This window comes from uncultured Sneathiella sp., assembly GCF_963973085.1.
Classification (GTDB): Bacteria; Pseudomonadota; Alphaproteobacteria; order Sneathiellales; family Sneathiellaceae; genus Sneathiella.
The window spans coordinates 410,625-433,989 of the sequence record NZ_CAXAXA010000003.1 but is presented as its reverse complement, the minus strand read 5'-3'; the positions used below and the strand labels follow the sequence as shown (position 1 = coordinate 433,989).

General features: G+C 51.3%; 21 protein-coding genes. 11 read left to right on the top strand and 10 right to left on the bottom strand.

All coding sequences use genetic code 11. From position 1 onward, the window contains the following. Positions 1 to 268 precede the first annotated feature (268 nt). Positions 269 to 883, top strand: coding sequence for a flavin reductase family protein (locus AACZ19_RS09985; protein WP_339633486.1), 615 nt, complete (start codon positions 269 to 271; stop codon positions 881 to 883). Between the two features lie 20 nt (positions 884 to 903). Here AACZ19_RS09985 and AACZ19_RS09980 read toward each other — a convergent pair whose 3' ends face one another. After that, on the bottom strand, positions 904 to 1,596 hold the full coding sequence (locus AACZ19_RS09980; protein WP_339633484.1) for a DUF1194 domain-containing protein: 693 nt from the start codon (positions 1,594 to 1,596) through the stop codon (positions 904 to 906). Between the two features lie 152 nt (positions 1,597 to 1,748). Here AACZ19_RS09980 and AACZ19_RS09975 point away from each other — a divergent pair, with 152 nt between their 5' ends. Next, positions 1,749 to 3,761 (top strand): AsmA family protein, encoded by a 2,013-nt coding sequence (locus AACZ19_RS09975; RefSeq protein ID WP_339633482.1) that lies wholly within the window; start codon positions 1,749 to 1,751, stop codon positions 3,759 to 3,761. 43 nt (positions 3,762 to 3,804) lie between these two features. Here AACZ19_RS09975 and AACZ19_RS09970 read toward each other — a convergent pair whose 3' ends face one another. After that, a complete protein-coding gene (locus AACZ19_RS09970; protein ID WP_339633481.1) occupies positions 3,805 to 4,203 on the bottom strand; it encodes a rhodanese-like domain-containing protein in 399 nt (132 codons plus the stop codon). A gap of 126 nt (positions 4,204 to 4,329) precedes the next feature. Here AACZ19_RS09970 and AACZ19_RS09965 point away from each other — a divergent pair, with 126 nt between their 5' ends. Both AACZ19_RS09965 and AACZ19_RS09960 read left to right on the top strand, forming a co-directional pair. Continuing rightward, positions 4,330 to 5,535 carry an acyl-CoA dehydrogenase family protein gene (locus AACZ19_RS09965; RefSeq protein ID WP_339633477.1) on the top strand — a complete coding sequence of 402 codons (1,206 nt, stop codon included), beginning with the start codon at positions 4,330 to 4,332 and terminating at the stop codon, positions 5,533 to 5,535. 42 nt (positions 5,536 to 5,577) lie between these two features. Further along, positions 5,578 to 6,312: a hypothetical protein gene (locus tag AACZ19_RS09960; RefSeq protein WP_339633475.1), complete on the top strand. Its 735-nt coding sequence runs from the start codon at positions 5,578 to 5,580 to the stop codon at positions 6,310 to 6,312. Here AACZ19_RS09960 and AACZ19_RS09955 read toward each other — a convergent pair. Next, complete coding sequence (locus tag AACZ19_RS09955) at positions 6,300 to 6,752, bottom strand: DUF1499 domain-containing protein (protein WP_339633473.1); 453 nt, start codon at positions 6,750 to 6,752, stop codon at positions 6,300 to 6,302. The genes AACZ19_RS09960 and AACZ19_RS09955 overlap by 13 nt on opposite strands. 88 nt (positions 6,753 to 6,840) lie before the next feature. Here AACZ19_RS09955 and AACZ19_RS09950 point away from each other — a divergent pair, with 88 nt between their 5' ends. Together AACZ19_RS09950 and AACZ19_RS09945 are read left to right on the top strand one after the other, a co-directional pair. Beyond that, on the top strand, positions 6,841 to 7,515 hold the full coding sequence (locus AACZ19_RS09950) for a gamma-glutamylcyclotransferase (protein WP_339633471.1): 675 nt from the start codon (positions 6,841 to 6,843) through the stop codon (positions 7,513 to 7,515). 111 nt (positions 7,516 to 7,626) lie between these two features. Then, the gene (locus AACZ19_RS09945) at positions 7,627 to 8,433 is read left to right on the top strand and encodes a glycosyltransferase family 25 protein (protein WP_339633469.1); all 807 of its coding nucleotides are present in this window, start codon (positions 7,627 to 7,629) and stop codon (positions 8,431 to 8,433) included. A gap of 37 nt (positions 8,434 to 8,470) precedes the next feature. Here the strand turns inward: AACZ19_RS09945 and AACZ19_RS09940 are convergent, their stop codons facing one another. The 3 genes from AACZ19_RS09940 to AACZ19_RS09930 all read right to left on the bottom strand — a co-directional run bounded on the left by AACZ19_RS09940 (position 8,471) and on the right by AACZ19_RS09930 (position 13,058). Continuing rightward, complete coding sequence (locus tag AACZ19_RS09940; protein WP_339633467.1) at positions 8,471 to 9,691, bottom strand: amino acid permease; 1,221 nt, start codon at positions 9,689 to 9,691, stop codon at positions 8,471 to 8,473. Positions 9,692 to 9,769: 78 nt separating this feature from the next. After that, positions 9,770 to 10,621: a universal stress protein gene (locus AACZ19_RS09935; RefSeq protein WP_339633464.1), complete on the bottom strand. Its 852-nt coding sequence runs from the start codon at positions 10,619 to 10,621 to the stop codon at positions 9,770 to 9,772. Next, positions 10,614 to 13,058, bottom strand: a complete 2,445-nt coding sequence (locus AACZ19_RS09930; protein WP_339633462.1) for an ATP-binding protein — start codon at positions 13,056 to 13,058, stop codon at positions 10,614 to 10,616. Before AACZ19_RS09930 ends, AACZ19_RS09935 begins: the two co-directional genes overlap by 8 nt. A 273-nt stretch (positions 13,059 to 13,331) precedes the next feature. On the opposite strand from AACZ19_RS09930, the gene AACZ19_RS09925 reads away from it, so the two are divergent. From AACZ19_RS09925 to AACZ19_RS09905, 5 genes are read left to right on the top strand one after another with little or no spacing between them, the layout of a single operon-like run. Next, entirely contained in the window at positions 13,332 to 14,936 is a 1,605-nt protein-coding gene (locus tag AACZ19_RS09925; protein WP_339633459.1) for an ABC transporter substrate-binding protein, read from the top strand. A 10-nt stretch (positions 14,937 to 14,946) separates the two neighbouring features. Beyond that, a complete protein-coding gene (locus tag AACZ19_RS09920) occupies positions 14,947 to 16,005 on the top strand; it encodes an ABC transporter permease (protein ID WP_339633457.1) in 1,059 nt (352 codons plus the stop codon). Then, on the top strand, positions 16,002 to 16,937 hold the full coding sequence (nikC, locus tag AACZ19_RS09915) for a nickel transporter permease (RefSeq protein WP_339633455.1): 936 nt from the start codon (positions 16,002 to 16,004) through the stop codon (positions 16,935 to 16,937). The genes AACZ19_RS09920 and nikC overlap by 4 nt, the downstream gene beginning before the upstream one ends. Beyond that, positions 16,934 to 17,788 (top strand): ABC transporter ATP-binding protein, encoded by an 855-nt coding sequence (locus tag AACZ19_RS09910; RefSeq protein WP_339633453.1) that lies wholly within the window; start codon positions 16,934 to 16,936, stop codon positions 17,786 to 17,788. The genes nikC and AACZ19_RS09910 overlap by 4 nt, the downstream gene beginning before the upstream one ends. Next, positions 17,785 to 18,546 carry an ABC transporter ATP-binding protein gene (locus tag AACZ19_RS09905; protein WP_339633451.1) on the top strand — a complete coding sequence of 254 codons (762 nt, stop codon included), beginning with the start codon at positions 17,785 to 17,787 and terminating at the stop codon, positions 18,544 to 18,546. The genes AACZ19_RS09910 and AACZ19_RS09905 overlap by 4 nt, the downstream gene beginning before the upstream one ends. A gap of 21 nt (positions 18,547 to 18,567) precedes the next feature. On the opposite strand, the gene AACZ19_RS09900 is transcribed toward AACZ19_RS09905, so the two are convergent. From AACZ19_RS09900 to AACZ19_RS09885, 4 genes are all read right to left on the bottom strand, one after another. After that, on the bottom strand, positions 18,568 to 19,854 hold the full coding sequence (locus AACZ19_RS09900; RefSeq protein ID WP_339633449.1) for an ABC transporter permease: 1,287 nt from the start codon (positions 19,852 to 19,854) through the stop codon (positions 18,568 to 18,570). Continuing rightward, a complete protein-coding gene (locus AACZ19_RS09895; protein ID WP_339633447.1) occupies positions 19,851 to 20,780 on the bottom strand; it encodes an ABC transporter permease in 930 nt (309 codons plus the stop codon). The genes AACZ19_RS09900 and AACZ19_RS09895 overlap by 4 nt, the downstream gene beginning before the upstream one ends. 9 nt (positions 20,781 to 20,789) lie before the next feature. Next, positions 20,790 to 21,902, bottom strand: a complete 1,113-nt coding sequence (locus AACZ19_RS09890) for an ABC transporter ATP-binding protein (RefSeq protein ID WP_339633445.1) — start codon at positions 21,900 to 21,902, stop codon at positions 20,790 to 20,792. Positions 21,903 to 22,010: 108 nt separating this feature from the next. After that, positions 22,011 to 23,180, bottom strand: a complete 1,170-nt coding sequence (locus AACZ19_RS09885) for a substrate-binding domain-containing protein (RefSeq protein ID WP_339633443.1) — start codon at positions 23,178 to 23,180, stop codon at positions 22,011 to 22,013. Positions 23,181 to 23,365 lie beyond the last annotated feature (185 nt).

The window sequence follows — 23,365 nt, the reverse complement described above, 5'->3', positions numbered from 1 at the left end:
CGAAAACGCCTCTTAATGAAGCCCCGAACCGTCACGAATTCTCAAATGACCAAAGCAAAGGCAAACTTAAGCGGCAGCACTAAAAAGGGCGGCAGCCTGTCGTCGTCGTATGATCAATTGCATATCCATATGTCGCAGATATCACAAGCATGAGGGCATTGAAAGAAAATAAATCAGAGCTTGCCCCTGCCAAATACAGGGATTAGGTTTCAATGCATCTGAAATGAACCGGGCGCGCAACCCTTCCATTCAATTGGAGAATTCCTGAATGTTTTATAAACCTTCCGAACCCCATGGCCTTAAGCATGGCCCCTTCAAGGCAATAGTTGCTCCGCGTCCCATCGGCTGGATCAGCAGCCTTGCTGCAGATGGAACCATCAATCTTGCGCCGTTCAGCTTCTTCAACGCAATGGCCGAAAATCCGCCGATTGTTGCGATGGCAATCAACGGCAGTCACAGCGAGGGCGGCGCCAAGGATACGTTGGAAAATATCCATGCGACAAAGGAATTCGTTTGCAACATGGTATCGTATGATCTTCGTGAAGAGATGAACCGGAGTTCAGGCATGTATCCGAGGTCGGTTGACGAATTTGACCATTCGGGATTGACGAAGGAACCTTCAACGTTGGTCAAGCCACCGCGCGTTAAGGAAAGCCCAGCCCATCTGGAATGCATTCATTACAAGACCATTGTCTTGCCATCTAATAATGCGAATGTCGTCAACACCATGGTTCTTGGAGAGGTCATCGGTATTAATATCAGTGATGACATTATCGTCGATGGCATGATCAACATGCAGAAATATCGTCCGCTCGCCCGTCTTGGATATATGGACTACTGTCATGTTCAGGATGTCTTCGCAATGCAACGACCGAAGGTCTAACACGCTGCGGGCGGAACCTGCTAGACACCCTGCCAGGTCCCCCGGATTTCCCGCGCGAGTTTTTCGGCGATCGCCCGGGAAAAATCTTCATACCCTTCGGCTTTTTCAGTGAAGGCGCCGATACCGCCGATCACGCGATCCCGATAGTAGGTTTCGAGTTCCGGCTCATCGTTCAGGATTGGCAGGCCGTTGATGATGACGCCGGCAGCAACTATGCGGTCGCGCGCGACCTCCGGGGCACGGCCGATGGAAACGACGCCGTCTCCCGAAATATCAATGACCCGTCTTGCCGATAGGTTCCGGTCCCCGGCGAAAAGGGAAAACGCATGATCAAGGGCGCCGGCAATCGCGGTTCCCCCATAGGGAAAGCTGCGCGGCACTCTGTCAAGCTGGTCGGCATAGGCACGGGCATCGTCGCCGGATGCAATAACCTGCCAGTCCAGGATTGTTTGCTGTTCCCTTAGACCCGCCCAGTGAGTGGCCGCAATACTGATCCGTCCGCGCGGCCCAGCGGTAATCGCCTCAATCACCAGATCATCACGAAATGCAGCGGCGAACCCTCGCATTTGCAGATTATATTCATCATAGTTCACACTGGAAGAAACGTCGATCGCCAGCACAAGCTGCATATCCACTTCTTCTGCGGTTGCCTGTACCGTCAAGCCAACCAGGAAAAATGATATAAAAACCGCGGAAAGCCGTTTCCTTGCCAACCCTGTCTCTCCAATCCATTAAATGCAAGCCTATGGAAAAGTCTAATATATTTCACGGCAAAAGTATGACGAATATTCCAAAGGATCATGACCCGCCATAACTTTTATGGCATGATCAAAAAATAGTCACAAACTGGTGGGAGACTAAGACCATGAAAAAAGCCTTAATTGCAATCGCCGTACTGTTGGTGCTTATCGTCGGTGTAGTGGTGGCTCTCCCGTTCCTGGTGCCCACGGACCGTATTAAGCAGGAGTTGATCCTGGCTACCCAGGATGCCACCGGTCGTAATCTCTCGATAGATGGCGACTTCAGCCTTTCCGTCTTTCCGACATTGGGGGTCACGGCCAATACGGTAACTTTCTCCAACGCGGAAGGTGCGCGTGATGCAAATATGGCGGCCATCGACAGCCTCGCGATCAAGCTCAGCCTGCTCCCCCTTATTACCGGAAATGTTCAGGTTGACGAGTTTGTTCTGACCAACCCGGTTATCAACCTGGAAGTCGACAAGAATGGTAAAGGAAACTGGGTGTTCGATACTGCGGCGAGCGAAGCGCCCAAGCAGGATGAAAAAGCGAGTGAGGATAGCGGCGCGCCCAACCTCGGAATTTCTGACTTGAACCTCGGCGATGTTCGGATTGTCGACGGCGTCGTAAATTTTATCGATCAGAAAAGCGGAACTGACATCAATCTAGATAAAATCAATGTTGAACTTGTCTTGCACGGACTTGATGAACCCTTTGAAGCGAAGGGAAGTGCCGTCTGGAACGAAGAGGAAGTAAATCTGGATGCCAAGGTTGCCGCCCTTCGGGCCATCCTTGAAAATCGCGAGACATCCGCATCGTTCAATGTCGCCTCGACAAATATCAACCTCGATTTCGATGGTTCCGTCAAAAGCACCAAACCGCTTGCGCTCGGCGGCACAACCAGCCTTGATATTCCGTCGGTGCGGGATCTGGCCGCCTGGACGGGAACACCGCTGGAAATGGCAGGCAACGGGTTTGGCCCCCTTAAGATCACTGGTGAACTTGGTGTGAATGACACAAAATACAGCTTCTCCAAAGCGAATATTGACTTTGATGATATTACAGGTGTTGGTGACTTCAGTGTGGATCTCGGCGGGAACGTTCCGGACATTGTCGGCAAACTTGCCCTTGAGACACTCGATCTAAACCCCTATTTGCCTGAAAACAAATCCGAGGGTAACGGCAATGCTCCGGCGGCGCCCGCACAATCAAGCGGAGGCGAGAAATGGGATACAACGCCAATTGATCTTTCGGCCCTTAAAACCGTCAATGCCAAGTTCGATCTATCCGCGCAGGAAATTCTGTTTCAGAAAATCAAGATCGGCAGCAGTGCTCTTCAAACCGCTCTAAAGAGTGGCATTCTCGACGTCACACTCAGTGAAATGAACCTGTATGACGGGACCGGAGAGGCGACAATCCGAGTGAATGCACAGAATCCGGAACTGAAAATTACAAATAATATGACCATCGAGAATATCCAGCTTCTGCCTTTGCTGACGGATGCCGCGGATTTCGATAAACTTGAAGGCAAAGGGATGTTCCAGACGAGCTTGTCCACAAGCGGCAAGTCACAGGCGGATCTGGTTGGAGCGCTTGGTGGTGATGGCCAAATCTTGTTTGAAGACGGCTCTATCTCAGGGATAAACCTCGCCGCAATGGCGCGTAATGTAACCAGTGCCTTTACCAATAGCGGCGAAGCACAAAAGACAGATTTTGCCGAGATTTCGGGAACCTACCAAATCAAAAGCGGCATTCTCACCAATAATGATCTGAAAATGCTAAACCCGTTTGTCCGCCTGTCCGGCGCGGGTACGGTAGAGTTGCCGCCCAAAACCCTGAACTACCGGATTGAGCCGAAGCTCGTCGCGACAACCGAAGGCCAAGGCGGGTCCGAGGCGAGCGGGGTCGCTGTTCCAATTATCGTCAGCGGGCCATGGGATAATCTTAAATTCGCGCCCGATCTCGCGGGTGTTCTCAAAAATGTCAGCAACCCCGAAGGAGCCAAGCAATTGCTTGAGGGCGTGAAAGGTTCCGGCGATGGTGTCAAGGAGACCCTTAAAGGCGTCAAGGAAAAGGATCCTGAAGCCGTAAAGAACCTGCTTGACGCAGCCGGTGGGTTACTCGGCAAGAAGAAAGAGTGATCTAAATCAGATACTAACCCGCGAATACCCTGCAATGGCACTTTCAACCATTGCGGGGTTTTCTTTCTTCAATGGGCCCGTCATTTTCTCTCCAGGCGGTAAACCCGCCTTCAAGATGGCAAACATTTGCCAAGCCCATGTCCTGAACGGCCTTGGTCGCCAGGGCGGAGCGCCATGCTGATGCACAAAAGAAAACGAAACGATCACCACTGGCAAACAGCTCTCGGTGATATGGGCTGTCCGGATCTACCCAAAATTCCAGCATACCGCGCGGAGCGTGAACGGCCCCCGGTACCTGCCCCTCACGTTCAAGTTCGCGGATATCACGGATATCGACAAAAGTTACACCCTCCTGCCCGAGAAGCGTAAGAGCATCCTCCACTGAGAGGGTTTCAATTTCGCTATTTGCCTCTTTAACCAGCTGTTTTACAGATTTTTTCATTTTTATTACTCCTTCTCGCCGATTTGGCGAAAACAGACTTGTCTTTCGCCCTATATATAATGTTAGAATTTAACATAACATGGCGCCCATAGCGTCCGTCGAGATAAAAATAATACGAGGGAGAAAATGGACCTTTCATTCACCACTCAGGATAACGCCTTTCGCGATGAAGTACGGCAGTTTTTGGCAGATGAGTTCGATGACGACCTCAAACAAAAGATGGCGGAAAACAGAAACAGCTACTTGCCGAAGACGGACCATGTCAGGTGGCAGGATTCTCTCGCCAAAAAAGGATGGCTGACACCAGACTGGCCGGTGGAATACGGCGGACCGGGCTGGAACACAACACAGAAGTACATCTTCCAGACAGAAATGGCGAATGCCAATGCGCCGGGCATCATGCCATTCGGGATCAGCATGTGCGCCCCTGTCATCATGAAATTTGGCACGGATGAGCAAAAAAAGCGCTTTCTTCCCGATATTCGGGAGAACAAGGTCTGGTGGTGCCAGGGATATTCTGAACCGGGATCAGGATCCGATCTTGCCAGTCTGCAGATGAAAGCGGAAGACAAGGGCGACCATTTTCTTTGCAACGGGTCAAAGATATGGACAACGCTCGCGCAATATGCCGACTGGATATTCTGCCTTGTCAGGACATCGAACGAAGGCAAGCGCCAGGAAGGTATCTCTTTCCTCCTGATCGACATGAAGTCGGAGGGCGTGAGTGTAGATCCGATCCAGACACTGGACTTGCCCATCAAGGGTGCGCAGGAGGTCAATCAAGTCTTTTTCAGCGACGTAAAAGTGCCGAAGGAAAATCTTATCGGAGAGCTCGACAAAGGCTGGACATGCGCAAAATACTTGCTTGAATTCGAGCGAGGCAATGCCTATGCCGGTCGCCTGAAACGCGGCGTTGAAAAAATACGGGCGATTGCGTCAAAGGAAGTCGATGGCAATGAACCCGTTATCAGGAATGCCGACTTCAACGCCAAGCTGGCGCGGCTCGAAGTTGCTGTTCAGGCTCTCGAAATGACTGAACTCCGGATTTTAAGCAAACTTGGTGCTGGCCAGAATATGGGTCCGGAATCCTCGCTCATGAAATGTCGAGGCACAGATCTCTATCAGGAGGTAGTCGGAATGGCGCTTGAGGCAGTCGGCACCTATGCCCAGCCCTTTACGCCGCTTTATCCGGGGCAAAACGAAGAGCCGGTCGGGGCCGATTATGCGAGCGGTGTTGCTCCTCGCTACTTCAACGCCCGAAAGGTATCTATCTATGGAGGATCAAATGAGATTCAACGTAATATCATGGCCAAACTGATCCTCGGGCTTTAAAATCCCGGCGGCGCCAATCAGAGAGCTAAAAGGGACCGGACCATGACGAATACGGCAGACACAGTCCGTATTTCGATGTGGTCCGGCCCGCGTAACATTTCCACAGCTATGATGCGGTCGTTCTCCAGCCGCCCGGAATACCGGGTGGTGGATGAGCCGTTTTATGCATATTATCTTGCCAGAACGGGCTTGCCGCACCCCATGCATGAGGATGTGATTGCCAGTCAGTCGACGGACTGGCGCGTCGTTGCGGATGAGCTCAATGCACCATTACCGGACGGAAGCAGCCTCTATATCAAGCACATGACCCAACACATGCTTGAAGAAGTCGATGTTGGCGTCTTCCGCGCTCATGCGAATGTTTTCCTTATTCGTGATCCGAAACTTGTCATCGCTTCCTATGCTGCGAAGTGGGATCGAATCTCGACAGACGACATCGGTATTAAGCGGCAAACGGAAATTTTTGAGGAAATCAGAAAGCTGACGGGTTCTCCACCCCCTGTTGTAGAAGCCGAGGACATATTGAAAAACCCTGAAGCAGCATTGAAAAAGCTCTGTGCGACGCTCGATCTCGAATGGCGATCGGAAATGCTGAGCTGGCCAAAAGGGCGGCACCCGGAAGACGGTGTCTGGGCAGACCATTGGTACGCTTCGGTAGAGGCGTCGACAGGTTTTGCACCATTTGAAGAACGTGAAGTTACATTAAGCCCAGAGCAATCGGAACTCCTTGAAGAACAGCTTCCTTATTACGAAAAATTGCGGCGTTACAAAATCTGATCGTCGCGCTTCTTGATTTCTAGGTCCAGCTTACGCATCCAGTCTTTCACCCGCGCCTCATTAACCCCAAAATCACGATATCCGTAATGGGCCCGGCTGAAGACAGCCAGAGTAGAGTTTCCCTCCCCCAGATCAATAAAGCGAACCGTAATTGTATCCGGATAGCCAATAAGTTTGGAGTATTGCACATAGTCAACCTGAAGGTCCGGCTCCAGTTCACGGCTGGTAAGCTTTTCCGTTCGCGGCTCCGCCAGCGCCACACCTTCAAACGTTGCGGCCAGGTCCTGCACTGGTATATTAAAAATCGGGCTGATTGTCTTGGGTGGATATTCACAATAGTCCGGAGGGGACATAAGGTAAGTGTTAGGTTTACGCGGTTTCTTCAGGGTTGGAAAATCCAGCTCAGGCCTCTGGACATTTTTCAAAAGATTCTTCAACATTGCTTAGGTCCACTTCGAAATATGCCTTGCTTTTCCAGATTGAAAATACAGATTAGCGAATTATCGCAAACAAGTTAAAATAAAAGTCATGTTGATACGCGAAGAAATTAATCGAGAACGAATAGACAACCTCATTCGCGAAGCCAAACGCCATGGACCCTTCCATGCCTTGACCCATGAGGAACGGGATGAGACGAGGCGAGAGTTTCTTGCAAATGCAAAGCTGGACGACGGCCTTTGGGTTTTTGGTTATGGGTCGCTGCTCTGGAATCCCGCGTTTCACTACACGGACTGGCAGCCAGCTCGCCTCTATGGATTCCGGCGGCGCTTTTGTCTTGCGGCATCAATAGGACGGGGGAGCCCGGAAAAGCCGGGCCTGATGCTGGCACTCGATCATGGTGGCTCCTGTAACGGACGCGCATTTCATATTGCGCCCGAGAAAATCGAAAGTGAAACGGATATCCTCTGGATGCGGGAGATGATTTCCGGATCCTACAATGCGCAGCATGTCCGCCTCCGCCTGCAAGGAAAAACCGTGGATGGATTGACATTTGTCATCAATCGGGCACACCCGCGTTATATCTCTGACATGGACCTGCGGGAAACAGCGAGGCTTCTTGCCTCCGGCGAAGGACATCTCGGAACCTGTCGCGAATATCTGAATAATACGATTGCGCATCTTGATGAGATGAATGTCAGGGATCGCTATCTCCACGAGCTCCAACAGAAATTACGGGAATTCGACGAGCAGGAAATGTCGTGACAGGCATTCTTGGATATCTAGGCCGGGAAGCCAAAGTACGCAATCAGCTTGATCCCGCGCCTCACATCGCTTAACAATCCGGTTTTATCAAACCAAATGCGGTGAACATTCTTGCAGCCTTCGATTTCAGAAACCTTGCCACCTGTCTTTGTCATTAACAGACTGAATGACGACCATCGACGCGCGGATATGACAGAACGTCTCGCCAAGGTCGGGCTCAGTGCCACTTTTATTGAAGCCGTTGACGGTTATCAGCTCGATATAGACAACCTTCCAGAATACGATAGAGAAAAGCGACGACGTTATTTCGGCAAGGATTTGAAAGCCGGGGAAATCGGATGCCTTCTCTCTCACAAGAAAATCTATGAGAAGATGGTGGCGGAAAACATTCCAAGGGCGCTGATCCTTGAGGACGATGTCTTCCTCGCTGATAAATTCAAGGACGTTCTGGAAGATATCCAGCGCACATCCCTTCCCTGGGACCTGATCCGATTTGTCGGCCATGGCAAAGTCTTTGACATCGGATTTCGTCGGCTCGCGGCGCTGCGTCATGACTACAGCATAACCCGTGTCCCCACTTCTCCAAGCGGTGCATATGCGTATCTGTTGACACTAGGTGCCGCCAATAGACTGCTCAGGTTTATGCAGAAAAATTGGGTTCCAGTGGATATTATTCACAGCCGTGCCTGGCAGACCGGACTGGAAACCCTTCTCATTCACCCCTCGCCCATTACGCCCGACCTTGACGGTCCGTCTACGATCGGAGATGAACGTTTCGACAGAGCAAAGCAAATAACGGGATTGACCAAGCTGCTCCACCCCTTTTATCGCTTCTGGTACAAGCTCAGCAACGGTGTCGGCAAACGACTAGTCTATCTTTTGACCTGGTTTCGGGATAGTAAATATCCATTGAGCTGATTAGGGTAGGCCCTTACTTCTGAATTGTGGCACTGCCTTAAAATGGTAAGAATCCAATTATCAGCAAAGCGGCACTTGAAGCCCCGCCCATAACCGGAACCCAGATTGGCACAACAAAGACACCTTCCGAGGGTTGATCACTGGTCATTTTCAGTCGAATCAGAGAGAGGTTTACCAGAAAAAATACGATTAGAACAATTGTGGACGTAGTCTGGGCCAACCGACCGATAGGTAGCAACGTTGCAAATATCAACACAAGGGCAACAATCAGGGCAGTCGCAACAATCGGCGTTCTGGTCGCCGGATGAACCGCCGCTAGGAAAGATGGTAAATTCTGCTGCTTGGCTAATCCGTATATCACGCGTGACGCCATGATGATCTGAATTAAAACGCCGTTGGTTGTCGCAACGATTGCAATCAGGTGAAAAATTCCACCAGTTGCGTCTCCTGCTTTCTCAAAGACAAGGGCAAGCGGTGCAGCAGAGCCCGCCAGATCCGCCATCGGTACAACAAGGACAACAACAGAGACGACGAGGAAGTATGCAATCGTTGCAACAAGAAGCGTGAGGATAATTCCCAACGGCATTGTTTTATGAGGTTCAACAACCTCCTCCGCCACGTTCGCGATATCTTCGAAACCGACAAAAGCGAAAAAGGCCAATAGACTCGCAGATAGAATTCCGCTCCAGATAGACACCTCAAATGGCGGGACGAGATCACCTAGCTCAGTCAGGATAGCGGGATCGGAACTGATCCCATAATAAATCACCAAGCATAGCCCACCAATCTCAACAAGCGTAAAAACTGCAGCAATAAAAACAGATTCCAATATGCCCCATACCGCCAACGCTCCAACAATCAGAATAATAGCCGTCGTCAGCAGAATCGGAGACAGGGATACAATTTCGCCAACATACGCGGCGGCACCGATTGAGACGGCAGCAGAGGAGACAATTCCAGACGCTGCCACCAGCAACCCGACGATTAAGGTCAAGGTTCTCGAATTCAAGCCAGCGCGCACATAGGCAGCCTCCCCGGCGCTGACCGGATAGCGTGTCGACAATTCTGCATAGGTAAATCCGGTAAAAGAGACAACAACTGCGGCGACAAGAAATGAGACTGGCGCATAGATCCCGGCTTGTGCGGCAGTCGCGCCGACCAGCACATAAATCCCGGCACCGATCGTGACACCTAGCCCGTAAAGCACCAGCAGCGGCAGGGTCAGTTTTCGGACAAGGCCGACCTTTTCCTCTGTCATATTAGCGTTTTCAGTATTTATCATTCTATACTTATACAGACATCACGAATTGAACGAGAGTGACAGAGCTTGCCATGATTATTGAATACATAAAAGTGGATGGCGACTGACGAAAAGCGGCTCCAAATTCCCGGGATCTTCCATAAAGGGGCCACCAGCCGTCATCACAACAATGCACTCCGTAGATGACAGGCTTTTAATAAGCTCCACGCCGTCTGTCGCTGCGACTTGAGCCACATAGACACCGCCGGTAGCGTTCTCGGAAGGATCTGCGTTTAGAGTTTCGCCCATTCTGGATAGTTCCTTCTCGTCTTCAGTACTGAGGTTAAAGGGGACGAGTGTGACATGCGCCGATGACCCGCCAAGAAGATTGGATGCGGCCCTCATGCCCCGTTGAGCGGCATCAAGGGTATCACATACCACGGCCACTTCAGGAGCCAGGCTCTTACTTCCTTTCAAAAACAGGGTCGGACGAAGCAAGCCTACCATAGAGAGGCGGGTGGTAAGATGTCCCCTGAAATTGCGGGAATGCAGACGGCCAGTACTCTCGACGATGACCAGATCAGCATCCTGAAGCTCGTCTTCCTCCGTTTGGACATCACTGCGGATTGCGCGAAATCCCACTGATATCTTACGCCGCCCTCCTTCTCTCTCCAACTGACGCTGAACACTGCGCGCCATGGCCCTTAGCTGTGCCTCAACAGTAAGAGTATCCAGACTATGACCTATCGGAGACGAAAGTCGGAACTCACGAACAAAACCAAGTGTTCCGGCCGCTGCGAGATTACTATCTTGGATAAATATTCCTGTCAGTTTGCCGTCCAGCCGCGCAGCGATATCCATAGCTGTTCCTATCGTCTCACGGCAATGCGTCGCCGCGTCGATCTGAAGCAATATCCGCCGATATGTGTGAGTCATAAGTTCAGACATCACCTGTCTCCGTTTTTGTCACATCACGGCCCTGTCTATTATGTTTTCGCGCAGAGTCAGCGAAGGCCTCAAGACGCGCCTTGACCCTGCCGTTGATCGTATCCGGCGGATAATTACCGGACTTATCTGGTTGTCCCGCAGATGCGTCCGTCAGAATTTCAATCCCCTCGTCAATGCTCATAACCGGGTAGATATGAAATTTCCCCTTTTTCGCAGCTTCCAGAATCTCGTCTTTCAGCATGAGGTTTTTGACATTTGATTCCGGGATCATTACCCCTTGATCACCGGTCAATCCACGAAAGTTACAGAGATCGAAGAATCCTTCAATTTTCTCATTAACACCGCCAATCGCTTGCACCTCGCCAAACTGGTTTACCGACCCGGTCACCGCCAGGGACTGTTTTATCGGAATATCCGACAGCGCAGACAACAGGGCATATAGCTCTGCAGAGGAGGCACTATCTCCATCCACTCCGCCATAAGACTGCTCAAAAACCAAACTCGCATTCAACGATAAAGGCTTGTCCGCGCTATAACGGGCAGCGATAAAGTTTGAGAGGATCAAGACACCCTTGGAGTGGAGCGGTCCGCCAAGCTCCACTTCCCGCTCAATATCGATCACACGGCCACGGCCCAGATGAACCCGCGCCGTTATCCGGCTCGGACGGCCAAAGGAAAAATCTCCAAGTTGCAGAACGGAAAGACCGTTAATCTGGCCGACTTTTATCCCAGAGGTATCCAGCATCATCGTCCCGCGCTGGAACTGCTCTTGTGTTCTCTCCCGCATCCGATCAGAGCGATATATATGGGCCTGAATTGCCTGATTGACATCCTTTCCCTCAATCCGGCTGACCCCACGGGAGGACGCCCAATGGTCCGCTTCCGACAATAGGTCAGAAAGAGAACGTGTATGATTGGAAAGGCGCTCCGAATCCCCTGTAAGGCGGGTCATCCTCTCCATTACCAATTCCACCGCTTCGCGTTCCAACGGCAATAACTTATTCTTTCGTGCTTCAGTTGCAATGTACCGGGCATAAAGACCAATAGCGTCATCGTTAACCTTTAAGCGATCATCAAAATCAACCGGTACTTTAAAGAGATTGTGGAAATCGGGATCATTCTGACTCAGCATGTAATACAGGAACGGATCCCCGATCAGAATAACCTTTACATCCAGCGGAATGGTCTCCGGTTGCAAGCTTACGATACTCCCGAGCGACATCATTTGAGTCAGCGATTCAATCCGAATTTCACAGCTGCGCAACTCACGCTTGAGTGTTTCCCAAGCGTAAGGTTGTAACAGCAATCGGCGCGCATCCAGAATAAGGTAACCACCATTGGCCCGATGAAGCGCCCCCGGTTTGACCAGACGAAAATCAGTCACAAGCGAGCCGAATTCCGAACGGTGCTCAATCCGGCCCAGCAAGTTTTCAACTGTCGGATTATCCTCATACACCACCGGTGCGCCACCATTAGAGTCATGGCTGACAAGCACATTCACTTGGCAATTACCTATGATGCGGTCCTGTTGCTTCACAAAATCCGCGGCCATTTTGGCCGGGATGGTCTCCACAGCCTCATCCCGGCTAAGGCGAAATACGTCACTATGATCGATAACGTAACCCTGCACTTCGTCAAGGAAAACGACAACCGCTTCACAATCGCGCCACTTCTCCCGGGTCTCATCAATCAGATGATCGACGGCAAAACTGGTAACCTCCCTGTTTAGTTTCTTAATCTCCTGGCGCTGCTGTCGTTCCAGTTCCGGCAACATGCGGACAGCTGCTTGGAGTTCCCCCTCTAACTCACTAATTTCCTCTTTAATTCGCTCCTGCTCTTTTGAAGGCAGCTTGGAAAAGACTTCCGGGTCAACAACCTTCCCGTCCCGTGACGGAGCCAAAGCAAGCCCCATAGGCGTTCGTACAAGCGAAATATTTTTCGCCGCCGCCTTTTTTTGCAGATCCTCAAACGCCTCTTCCTGTTGGAGCTTGAATTGCTCGGTAATAACGTCAAACCGAGTACGATAATCTTCACTTTCATAAGCGGCTGAAATCACAACCCGGACCTCTTCAGTGAGGCTTTCCATTTGTCTTGCGAGTTCTCGGCCCCTTCCAGCGGGAAGACGCAATATTTTTGGATGGTCCCGCGCGGTAAAATTGTTCACATAACACCAATCCTCGGGAACTGGTAAGGATGACGCTTCGGGCTCTAGATAATGATGGATTATTTCTGTTTTTCCCGATCCGGGAGGACCAAAGGCGAATAGATTGAACCCCTGATGGCGCACGCCGATACCAAAGCGAATGGCCTGTATGGCGCGATCCTGTCCCAATGGCTCGTGCAAGTCTTCAAGGTCTGACGTTTCCGTAAAGCCCAGTGTCTTCAGATCATATTTTCGGCATAATTTTGAAGCGGGCAGGGCCTTGCTTTCCGCCATTGATCGGTTCCTCTGCTTTTTCACTGGGCTAATACTAATCTATTTATCTATCGCGCAAAATGAGCCAAATCAACTGAGCGAAGAAAAATGCAAGAATTAAGCGATAAACGACTGGTCTTTCTTGCGCAAGATATCTGAAGCTAATTCTCACTCGACAGTCTGGCCTTAAAGTGCGACCCTTTTTGTCGATAAAAAAGACCTAACTGAAAATAAGAAACGAAGCCAGGGTCAAAGAAAGAAACGCTACTTCTTAACAGCGGAGAGGTTAATTCCATGAAAAAATTACAGAAATTTGCGGCAGGCGCCATATTTGGTGCCTTAATGGGGACAATGGCAATTCCGGCGACCCCAGTGTTTGCTGAGACACCCCCGGATATGCTCGTCATTGCCAATCGCATTGACGATATTACCACACTAGACCCCGCCGAATCCTTTGAGTTCGCGGGTAGTGACGTTATCCGAAACGTCTATGGCCGTCTGGTAAATTTTGATCCGCTAGATCTCGATAAAGGATATGAACCCGATCTTGCGGAGAGCTGGGCGGTATCAGAGGACGGCCGCACCATCACTTTCAATATCCGTGAGGGCGTGAAATTTCATTCCGGCAACCCGGTAACTGCAGAAGACGTTGAATTTTCCTTACGCCGGGTTATAACCCTTGCGAAAACGCCTTCCTTTATCCTGACGCAATTCGGCTTCACTCCTGAGAATGTTGGGGAAACGATTGTTGCCGATGGCAATACACTCAAAATCACCACGGACAAAAAATACGCCACATCCTTTGTTCTTAACTGCCTGACAGCGACTGTCGGGGGCATTGTCGATAAAAAGCTGGTGATGGAGAACGAAAAAAACGGTGATCTGGGAAACGAATGGCTCAAAACCAATTCGGCCGGCTCTGGCGCCTATAAGGTCGTCAGCTGGAAGCCGAGCGAATCCGTCACACTGCAATCAAATGATGATTTCTATCTTGGCGCACCGGCCATGAAGCGTGTCATCGTCCGCCATATCCAGGAAAGTGCGACGCAGCGTTTGCTGTTGGAAAAGGGAGATATTGATGTCGCGCGGAACCTGAACCCGGAAGATGTCGCCGGCATTTCCGGCAAAGAAGGCATTGAGGTCGACAGCGAACTACGTGGCCGCCTCATGTATGTCTCGCTCAACCAGAACCATCCGGTCCTTTCCAACCCAAAGGTTGTCGAGGCGATCAAATATCTGATTGATTACAAAGGCATGCAGGACAGCTTCCTGAATGGCCAGTACACAATTCATCAATCCTTCCTGCCAAAGACCTATCTCGGGGCCATCGATGACAAGCCCTACACACTTGATGTCGAAAAGGCGAAAGCCCTGCTGAAGGAAGCGGGCGTTGAAAATCTTGAGGTTGAAGCCGGCGTTCGAGAGGCACAGGAACGTGTGGAGATTGCCCAATCCCTGCAAAACACCTTTGGGCAAGCAGGTATCAAGCTCAACATCACGATAGGAACGGGTAAACAGACATTGACCCGCTATCGGGCCCGCGATCTTGATGTCTATATCGGTGCCTGGGGGCCGGATTACCCCGATCCGCAGACAAATGCGGGTACATTTGCCTATAACCCTGATAATTCAGAAGAAGCGAAAGCAACAGGCCTGCTTGCCTGGCGAAATGCCTGGAACCCCGGCGACTTAACAGCGAAGACGGAAGCCGCTGTCATTGAGGGGGATCGTGACGTTCGAAAGAAAATGTATGAAGATATTCAGCATGAATTTCAGGCAAAAGCGCCGTTCGCCGTCATGTTCCAGAAAATTGAGCAAACCGGCCGTTGGAGTAATGTAAAAAACCTCAACCTGGGTGGCGCAATTACAGCGATTGCCTACTGGCCGGTTACCAAGTAACGCAGGATACATGACCGTAGCCACAGAACCGGAGCAAGGGCGGCGAAAGTCGTCCTTCTCCACCCTCCTGTTCTCCATATTGCGAACAATCGGGACAATCGCCGTGACGATGCTCGGCCTGCTGTTCGTGACGTTTGTTATTGGCCGCGTTATGCCGATCGATCCGGTCATTTCCGTCGTTGGTGAGCGTGCAAGCAAGGAAACATATGAAGCCGCTTATCGGGCAATGGGACTGGACCAACCGATCATTGTCCAGTTTTTCTACTATATAGGAGACATCCTTAAAGGTGACTTCGGACAGTCACTTCTCAACGCCCGCCCGGTCGCAGAGGATATCAGGCGCGTCTTTCCGGCAACGCTGGAACTCGCGACCCTTGGAACATTCATCGGCGTTATCATCGGCGTCCCGCTTGGCGTCCTCGCGGCAGTCCGGCGAGGCAGCTGGATAGACCAGATTGCCCGTCTCGTCGCATTAATCGGATATTCCATGCCCATATTCTGGCTTGGGCTAGTGGGGCTGCTCATCTTCTACGGCATACTGGGTTGGGTTGGCGGTCCGGGCCGGGTTGGCATTTTCTACGTTGATATTGTTCCTTCGGTGACTGGCATGATACTGGTGGACAGCCTTCTGGATGCGAACTGGACTGTGTTCAAGGACGCCATGAGCCATATCATCCTGCCAGCGTCTCTGCTGGGCTATTACAGTCTTGCCTATATCAGCCGGATGACCCGTTCTTTTATGCTCGAACAACTAAGTTCAGAGTATGTCACGACAGCCCGGGTAAAGGGTCTTCCTGAATGGACGGTGATCTGGCGGCATGCCTTTCGCAACATCAAGGTTCAACTGATAACAGTCATTGCTCTCAGTTACGCGGGTCTGCTTGAAGGGTCTGTCCTGACCGAGATCATTTTCGCCTGGCCGGGCATCGGCTCCTATATCACAACGGCGCTGCTTTCCGCCGACATGAATGCAGTTCTTGGAGGCACTGTGGTCATAGGCCTCGTTTTTGTCTGCCTGAATGTGTTTTCGGACCAGTTGTATAAATTCTTCGATCCGAGGGCAAAATGAGTTTATCAGGCCTGCCCACAGGAAAACACCCCAAATGGCGTAGCTGGCTGCTAACCGACACGCCAACCTCCCGGCATCACGCCCGCGTCGCATCCCTCTATCAGGGCTGGCTGTCGTTTCGATCGAACCCGATGGCGATGTTTGGTTTGATTATACTGCTTGCGATGGGCTTAATCGCCATTTTCGCGCCCCTGCTTGCCCCTCATGATCCTTTTGTTCAGGACCTCGGAAATCGCCTTGCGCCACTGGGGTCGGACGGACATCTTCTTGGGACCGATTCCCTTGGCCGCGACATTCTGAGCCGATTGATTTATGGCGCCAGAATTACACTCTATATCGTCATCCTTGTTGCCCTGATCGCACCCGTCGCCGGGCTTTTTGTCGGCACCGTCGCCGGATATGCAGGGGGGTGGGCGGATACAATCCTAATGCGAATTACCGACATATTCCTTGCCTTTCCCCGCCTCGTTCTTGCGCTTGCCTTTGTTGCTGCCCTTGGCGCAGGAATTGAAAATGCGGTGATCGCCATTTCCCTGACAGCCTGGCCGCCTTATGCACGCATCGCCCGCGCGGAGACCCTCACCATACGGAACTCGGACTACATCAGCGCTGTAAAATTACAGGGCGCCGGTCCCTTCCGGATTATCACCCGGCATATCTGGCCCCTCTGCATCTCCTCTCTGATCGTAAGGGTCACACTAGATATGGCCGGAATTATACTGGCGGCGGCCGGTCTTGGCTTTCTTGGTCTCGGCGCTCAACCCCCGTCACCAGAATGGGGGGCAATGATATCGGAGGGACGGAAGTTCATTCTGGATCACTGGTGGGTGGCAACGGTTCCCGGTCTCGCCATCTTTCTTGTCAGCCTAGCCTTTAACCTTCTGGGGGACGGCTTGCGGGATGTGCTTGATCCGAAGGATGGCGGCACATGACACGGCTTGACGTTGAAAACCTCTGGGTGAAATTTCCAACGCGAAATGGCATTTTCGATGCCGTGCGCGGTATCTCCTTTTCACTTGGAGAAGAACGACTTGGCATCGTTGGCGAGAGCGGGTCCGGAAAGTCAATGACAGGCCGGGCAATTCTCCGGCTTATTCGAAAACCGGGCCAGGTAACCGCCAACCACATCTCTCTTGACGGCGAAGACCTCCTCAAAATGAGCGAACGGGGAATACGCAAAATACGCGGCCAGCGGATTTCCATGGTCATGCAGGACCCCAAATTCTCCCTCAATCCTGTGATGACCGTCGGAGATCAGATGATGGAATCCTATATGATTCTCGGAAAGAACTCGCGGACGGAAATCAAGAATAAGGTTATTGAGGCATTGAAGGCCGTTGCAATCCGCGACCCAATGCGGGTTTTCAATGCCTATCCCCATGAATTATCTGGCGGCATGGGACAACGTATCATGATTGCCATGATGTTGATTCCAGACCCGGATATCCTGATAGCCGATGAACCAACATCTGCGTTGGATGTCTCCGTGCAAATTCAGGTACTCGGTATTCTCGATAAGCTCGTGCAGGAACGCGGTATGGGGCTTATTTTCATCAGCCACGATCTTAATCTCGTCTCATCCTTTTGCGACCGGGTGCTGATCATGTATGCGGGGCGGATTGTTGAAGTCTGCGCGGCGGACAAACTGCATGAGGCAACACACCCCTATACCCGCGGCCTTCTGAAATCGCTGCCCCGGCTTGATGCCCCGCAAGAACGGCTGACGGTACTCGCTCGTGACCCGGAATGGGCCCGCGCAGAAAGTGTGAGCGGTGTTAAATGAGCGGCATTGTCATAAAGAACCTGGACGTCTGGTTTGATGGCAAAGAAGAGCGCGTCAATGCAGTGAAGGGCACAGATTTATACGTCGCAGAGGGAGAGAGCTTTGGCCTTGTCGGGGAGAGTGGATCAGGGAAATCGACCATTCTCCGGGCGTTGACCGGCCTTATCCCCACATGGTCTGGGGAAATTGATGTTGCCGGTGAAAAGCTCGGTCGTCATCGTAGCCGCCAATTTTACAAAAAGGTCCAGATGGTTTTTCAGGATCCTTATGCCGCCCTTCATCCCCGCCATTCAGTAGACCAATTTTTAAGCGAAACGCTCCGCCTTCATGGTTTTTCCGATATCGACAGACGTATTGGCAAACTCCTCGATGACGTCGGACTTGGGCCCGCCTTCCGGTTTCGGTACCCGCATCAGTTATCCGGTGGACAGCGTCAGCGCGTTGCCATCGCACGTGCCCTTGCGCCGGAGCCTGAAATACTGCTGCTGGACGAACCGACCTCGGCACTTGATGTTTCGGTACAGGCGGAAATCCTGAACCTTCTGCACGACTTACGCCGTGCGCACAATCTCACCTATCTAATGGTATCCCATGATCTTGCCGTCGTCGGCCATATGTGTGAACGCATTGCAGTGATGCAAATGGGGGAAATTGTCGAGATCATGACCATTGAGCAAATGCGCGCTCTTGATCCTCAGCACCCTTATTCCCGACATCTTCTGGAAAGCTCACTCGGTTACAAGCGCCAACCGGACTAAAGCCTCCATGCAGCAAAGCGGTCATTCTTCTTTTGGAGTGGCCTTATCAAGATTATTGGGGGCGAAGACATCGCCAAAAGCACCCTTGCCGGGGCTTTGCGCCGGTTCGTTCACTTTCGGCTCCGTAGTGGATTTATCCAGGTTGCCCGGCTTAAAAACATTTCCGAATGCCCCCTGACCCGGACTTTGTGTCTTCGATGGGGCGGCATTATCCCCACCGGATGCGCCCGATCCTTGCTGCTGCTTTTGCTGCATCTCAAGCTGGCGCTGTTCCAGAATAGCCCGGATACGCTCTTCCTGAATAAGGCGTTTTTGCTCCCGGACATCAACTTTGCAAACATCCGGGCTATAGGTCTGGGCAAACCAGATGGTCGAGAACCCACCCAAGGCAAGAAGAATGAGAATAATTGCGGCCGGATTACCGCGTAACATCCTGGGAAGTTGAAACCGGCCAGACACGGCCGACACCGGAGCGCCGTTGGCCAGCGCCAGCTGCTGGCGGCGGCGATAAACCTCATGAATAAGGGCGCCGAAAACGGTCAGGGCAATGATGATAAATGCAAGCGAGGAAATGGACGGATTAATGCCGTAGCGCACCTTTTGCGCAAGTTCGATCGTCAGGGTTGGAAACTTGCCGAAGGTAAAGGTTGTTGTATTGTAATTTTCAAAAGACGCTAGGAACGCAAGTACCGCAGCGGAACCAATTGCCGGCTTCATGAACGGCAACAGGATTTTCCAGAAGGCCTGTACATGCGTCGCGCCAAGATCCAGCGCCGCCTCTGTCAGGCCCGTATCAAACCGCTGAAGCCGTGCGACGAATACCAGCATGCAATAGGAAGCAATAAAAGTGGATTGTCCGAGAATCGTCAGGAATATTCCGTTATGCAGAATACTGCCTGTACTCATGCCCAGCATCACACTGATACGATCCCAGAAAACGAGAGTGGAAATACCAAGGACAACGCCGGGAATAAGGATCGGCGCAATAACAACTGTGTAATATGTTGCCCTGAGCTTCGGCCATATTTGCGTCAGCATCAATGCTGCGGCGAGCCCCATAATAACGGAGAGGATAACGGTTCCAACGCCAATGATCAGACTGTTCTCAATGCCGTTCAATATCCGGGTGTCATTCGCAAGAACATCAAACCATTCGAACGTCAGGCATTCCCACGGCGTCATTTTAGGGAAGGACGGTGAATTGAACGCCGTAACGCTCATGACAATCAGCGGGCCCAGCAAGTAACCGAAAAAGACGACGAGATATGCACCAAGCATGATTTTCAGGAAGACATTTTCGGCTCTCATTTGCCAATATCTCCTATCCTGACCTTGAACAGGCGCATCATCGACAGGACGATAATAATACAGGTTACCAGCAGAACAATCGCAAAGGCGGCACCACGCGGCCAGTTGCCCCCCTGATTAAACCATTGATAAATAATCTGCGTAAACCAGAGGCTCGACGGGCCGCCCAGAATCTGTGGCGCAGCCAAAGCACCGGCGGTCAGCATGAACACCATGGTGCAGCCCGACGAAATGCCAGGCTTGGCATACGGGATAACCACACGCCAATGAATACGCCACCAGGGAGCCCCCATATCACGGGCGGCTTCAATCTGGTTGCGATCCAAACTCTCGATGACATTATAAATCGGGAATATCATCAACAGGATATAGGCATAGCCAAGACCCGCATAGAGCGCGACATTAGCGCGGATGAAATCGATCGGGTTATCAATCAGACCCATCGTCATCATCATTTCATTGATGAGGCCGCTGTCTCCAAAAATAATGCGGAAAGCGAAGGCACGGAGAATCTCGTTAATCCAGTATGGAATAATGAGCAGCAATACCAAGACCCGTATAAATCCGCCGCCTTTTGACTGGCCGAGATAATAAGCGAGCGGATAGCAAAGCACGAGATCGAGGATAGTGACGAAAAATGCGGCGAGCAGGGTTCTGCCGAATACACCAAGATCGACGACGTTATATGATGTATCTGCTCCCGGCGCCCCCAGCACCAGATATTTGTAATGCTCCAGCGTGTAGGTATCCTTTGGTCCGCCCATTTCCGGCGGCGGAAGGTGATGACGGAAAGAAAAATCCAGCATCGACAGCTGCGGCAGAATGATCAGGACAACGACCCAGAACAATACCGCCACCAACAGGAATGTGCCAAGGCCGATACCGTTTCGGGTAAAATAGTTCCTGAAAAACTGCGCTATATTCATCAAGCAGTCCTACTCACTGGCCAGTTCACCAGCAGGCAAAACGACGGCTTGTTGCGGTTCATACTCCAGCGTCAGGTTATTCCCTTCAGCCGAGGCCCGTTGCTTTCCGATATTCACAAGGGACATCTTGATTTCCTTGCCTTCAGAGCCTTCAAGGAAAACATTATATATCTGCCCTTCAAATTCCTCATGTTTAACCTTGGCAGAAAACCGGTTGGCGGCAGGCGAAGTATCTGCTGCTATATCGCAAGCTTCAGGACGAATGAACATCATCGCAGAATCACCGACCTTCAGCTTTCCTTTTGCCGAAGTTGCAATCCGCGAAAGCAGCTCCCCGGTACGATTCGTACTAACAAGGGCCATATCGCCATCAATTGACTTTATGGTCCCCCGGAACACGTTGTTCTCGCCCACAAACGACGCGACAAAAGCTGTTGCAGGATCATTATAGATTTTGTGTCCTGTTGCAATCTGGTCGATGACCCCGGCCCGCATCACGGCGACATTGTCAGACATTGTCAGGGCCTCGCCCTGATCGTGGGTAATGTAGATGAAGGTAATTCCAACACGCTGTTGAATTTCGCGCAGTTCTGTCCGCATATGCTGCCGGAGTTTCAGGTCGAGTGCAGAAAGCGGCTCATCAAGCAACAGAACATCGGGCTCCGCGCAAAGTGCGCGGGCAATGGCGACCCGTTGTTTCTGGCCCCCGGAAAGCTCTGAGGGGAGCTTATCTCCCTGATCAGACAAGGCGATCATATCAAGCAGTTCATCTGCGCGTTTTCGCCGATCGGCCTTACCGATGCCTTTAACTTCAAGGGAAAAAGTAATATTTTCCCAAACTTTCATTAGCGGAAACAATGCGAGATTCTGGAAGATAAGAGCAGTTGGTCGCTTATTGGGACCGATCCCAGCCATATCCTTGCCGCCAATCCTCACCTTGCCTTGGCTTGGCTCCAGAAAACCGGAAACGGAGCGTAGAATGGTCGTTTTACCGCAACCTGATGGGCCGAGGAACGAGAAGAATTCACCGCCCTTGATATTTACATTGGCTTCGCGAACAGCGACAAAATCACCAAACCTGATCCAGACATCCTCCAGATCAACGTCTACCCCTTTGGTCATAAAGCATTTCCTGACTGGCACTCTTTTTTCATCGAGACCCCCTCGGTCCAGAAGAAACAAATAAGAGCGCCGACCATCTGCTCGACAGCCGACGCCCTGTCACTAAGCCTAAGAGCTCTTGAACTTGTTGACATACTCCGTACGAATAGCGGCATACCACGGAGCCTGAGGCGGCCATGGATTCAGATTGCTGAGGGAATCGCCCGGATAGGCATCTGCAAAGTTCTTCTTATACGCATCCCCGGCAAATTGATCGGCCCCGAGAACCGGTGAGTTGTATCCATGGGAGTCAATAGCTTTACCCGCATTTTTCGGATTGTACGAGAATTTGATAAATTCATAGATCTGATCGATATTCTTCGCACCGATGGGCATGGACATACCATCAACCCAGGCCATAGCCCCTTCAACAGGCGCCTGATACATAATCGGGTCACCCGCTGTTTTCAGTGCCATTGGCGGCCCGTCCCAGGTTTGGCCAACAATAACGCCTTCGTTCAACAGCCCATTTTTCTGGGTATCAGCGTCATTCCACAAAAGCTTGATGTTGCCTTTACGGGCAATACACCAATCCGTCACCTTTTCCCATATCGGGCGCATGGTCTCTTCAGATTCATACGCCTTCCACATATCGCCGGGATTCAACTCACCGATCGTCTCCATATAAAGGCCGGCGCATAGCATCATTGAATGCGGACGTCCCATGGTCTTCCCTGCATTTTCCTCGGACCAGACATCCCCATAGCTGGGGGCGGCACCTGCCGGGGCCCATTCATCGGTCCGCCATGCAATGCCTTCTGTTCCCCAGATATGCGGCAGCCAATGGGACCCTTTTCCGTCAAAATTCCAATCCTTTGTACCTATCGACGTCATTGCAGGATTCACGGCATCGACCGGAACGCGGCTTAAATCCCACGGCTGCAGCAATTCAAGCGGTCCCCATTCCAGTCCCTGGTTATTTGTCGGCGAGACAATATCAAAGCCCTGACCCTTATTCGCCTTCATCTTGTTGATGATTTCCTCGTTTGAGCCGATACCCGTGTAGTTGATCTTGATGCCCGTCTCTTTCTCAAAATCTGCGAGAAACGGCTCTGGTAGATAATCGGACCACATCAGGATATTGAGCTCGCCAGATGCAGAGAGTGCATTTTTTACGATCGCAGGCCCGGCCGCCGTAAAGGCGCCGACAGCAGTTGCTGTTTTCAGGACGTTCCGTCTGCTGAAAGTTTTTGCCGATTTCACATCAGCAGGGGCGGATTTCTGAGTTTTTTGGATCATTCTTCATTTCCTTCTTATGAGCATTGAGATCACTAATAAATGCACGATTTCAAAGACGCTTTTATTACAAACAGGCTACGGCAAGAACCAACTCAATGGTTAATCTGAATATCATGATAGCCTATCTGCCAATAAATCAAAGTATATTTGTTGCAGCGCCAAAAATTTGTCTTGTTGCGACAAAA

Coding starts and splice junctions, on each gene's coding strand:
- AACZ19_RS09940 (WP_339633467.1), bottom strand. CDS start 9,691: ATGACAGAGGAAAAGGTCGGCCTTGTCCGAAAACTGACCCTGCCGCTG.
- AACZ19_RS09970 (WP_339633481.1), bottom strand. CDS start 4,203: ATGAAAAAATCTGTAAAACAGCTGGTTAAAGAGGCAAATAGCGAAATT.
- AACZ19_RS09955 (WP_339633473.1), bottom strand. CDS start 6,752: ATGTTGAAGAATCTTTTGAAAAATGTCCAGAGGCCTGAGCTGGATTTT.
- AACZ19_RS09925 (WP_339633459.1), top strand. CDS start 13,332: ATGAAAAAATTACAGAAATTTGCGGCAGGCGCCATATTTGGTGCCTTA.
- AACZ19_RS09905 (WP_339633451.1), top strand. CDS start 17,785: ATGAGCGGCATTGTCATAAAGAACCTGGACGTCTGGTTTGATGGCAAA.
- AACZ19_RS09985 (WP_339633486.1), top strand. CDS start 269: ATGTTTTATAAACCTTCCGAACCCCATGGCCTTAAGCATGGCCCCTTC.
- AACZ19_RS09975 (WP_339633482.1), top strand. CDS start 1,749: ATGAAAAAAGCCTTAATTGCAATCGCCGTACTGTTGGTGCTTATCGTC.
- AACZ19_RS09910 (WP_339633453.1), top strand. CDS start 16,934: ATGACACGGCTTGACGTTGAAAACCTCTGGGTGAAATTTCCAACGCGA.
- AACZ19_RS09950 (WP_339633471.1), top strand. CDS start 6,841: ATGTTGATACGCGAAGAAATTAATCGAGAACGAATAGACAACCTCATT.
- AACZ19_RS09935 (WP_339633464.1), bottom strand. CDS start 10,621: ATGTCTGAACTTATGACTCACACATATCGGCGGATATTGCTTCAGATC.
- AACZ19_RS09890 (WP_339633445.1), bottom strand. CDS start 21,902: ATGACCAAAGGGGTAGACGTTGATCTGGAGGATGTCTGGATCAGGTTT.
- AACZ19_RS09920 (WP_339633457.1), top strand. CDS start 14,947: ATGACCGTAGCCACAGAACCGGAGCAAGGGCGGCGAAAGTCGTCCTTC.
- AACZ19_RS09885 (WP_339633443.1), bottom strand. CDS start 23,180: ATGATCCAAAAAACTCAGAAATCCGCCCCTGCTGATGTGAAATCGGCA.
- AACZ19_RS09965 (WP_339633477.1), top strand. CDS start 4,330: ATGGACCTTTCATTCACCACTCAGGATAACGCCTTTCGCGATGAAGTA.
- nikC (WP_339633455.1), top strand. CDS start 16,002: ATGAGTTTATCAGGCCTGCCCACAGGAAAACACCCCAAATGGCGTAGC.
- AACZ19_RS09960 (WP_339633475.1), top strand. CDS start 5,578: ATGACGAATACGGCAGACACAGTCCGTATTTCGATGTGGTCCGGCCCG.
- AACZ19_RS09895 (WP_339633447.1), bottom strand. CDS start 20,780: ATGAATATAGCGCAGTTTTTCAGGAACTATTTTACCCGAAACGGTATC.
- AACZ19_RS09930 (WP_339633462.1), bottom strand. CDS start 13,058: ATGGCGGAAAGCAAGGCCCTGCCCGCTTCAAAATTATGCCGAAAATAT.
- AACZ19_RS09900 (WP_339633449.1), bottom strand. CDS start 19,854: ATGAGAGCCGAAAATGTCTTCCTGAAAATCATGCTTGGTGCATATCTC.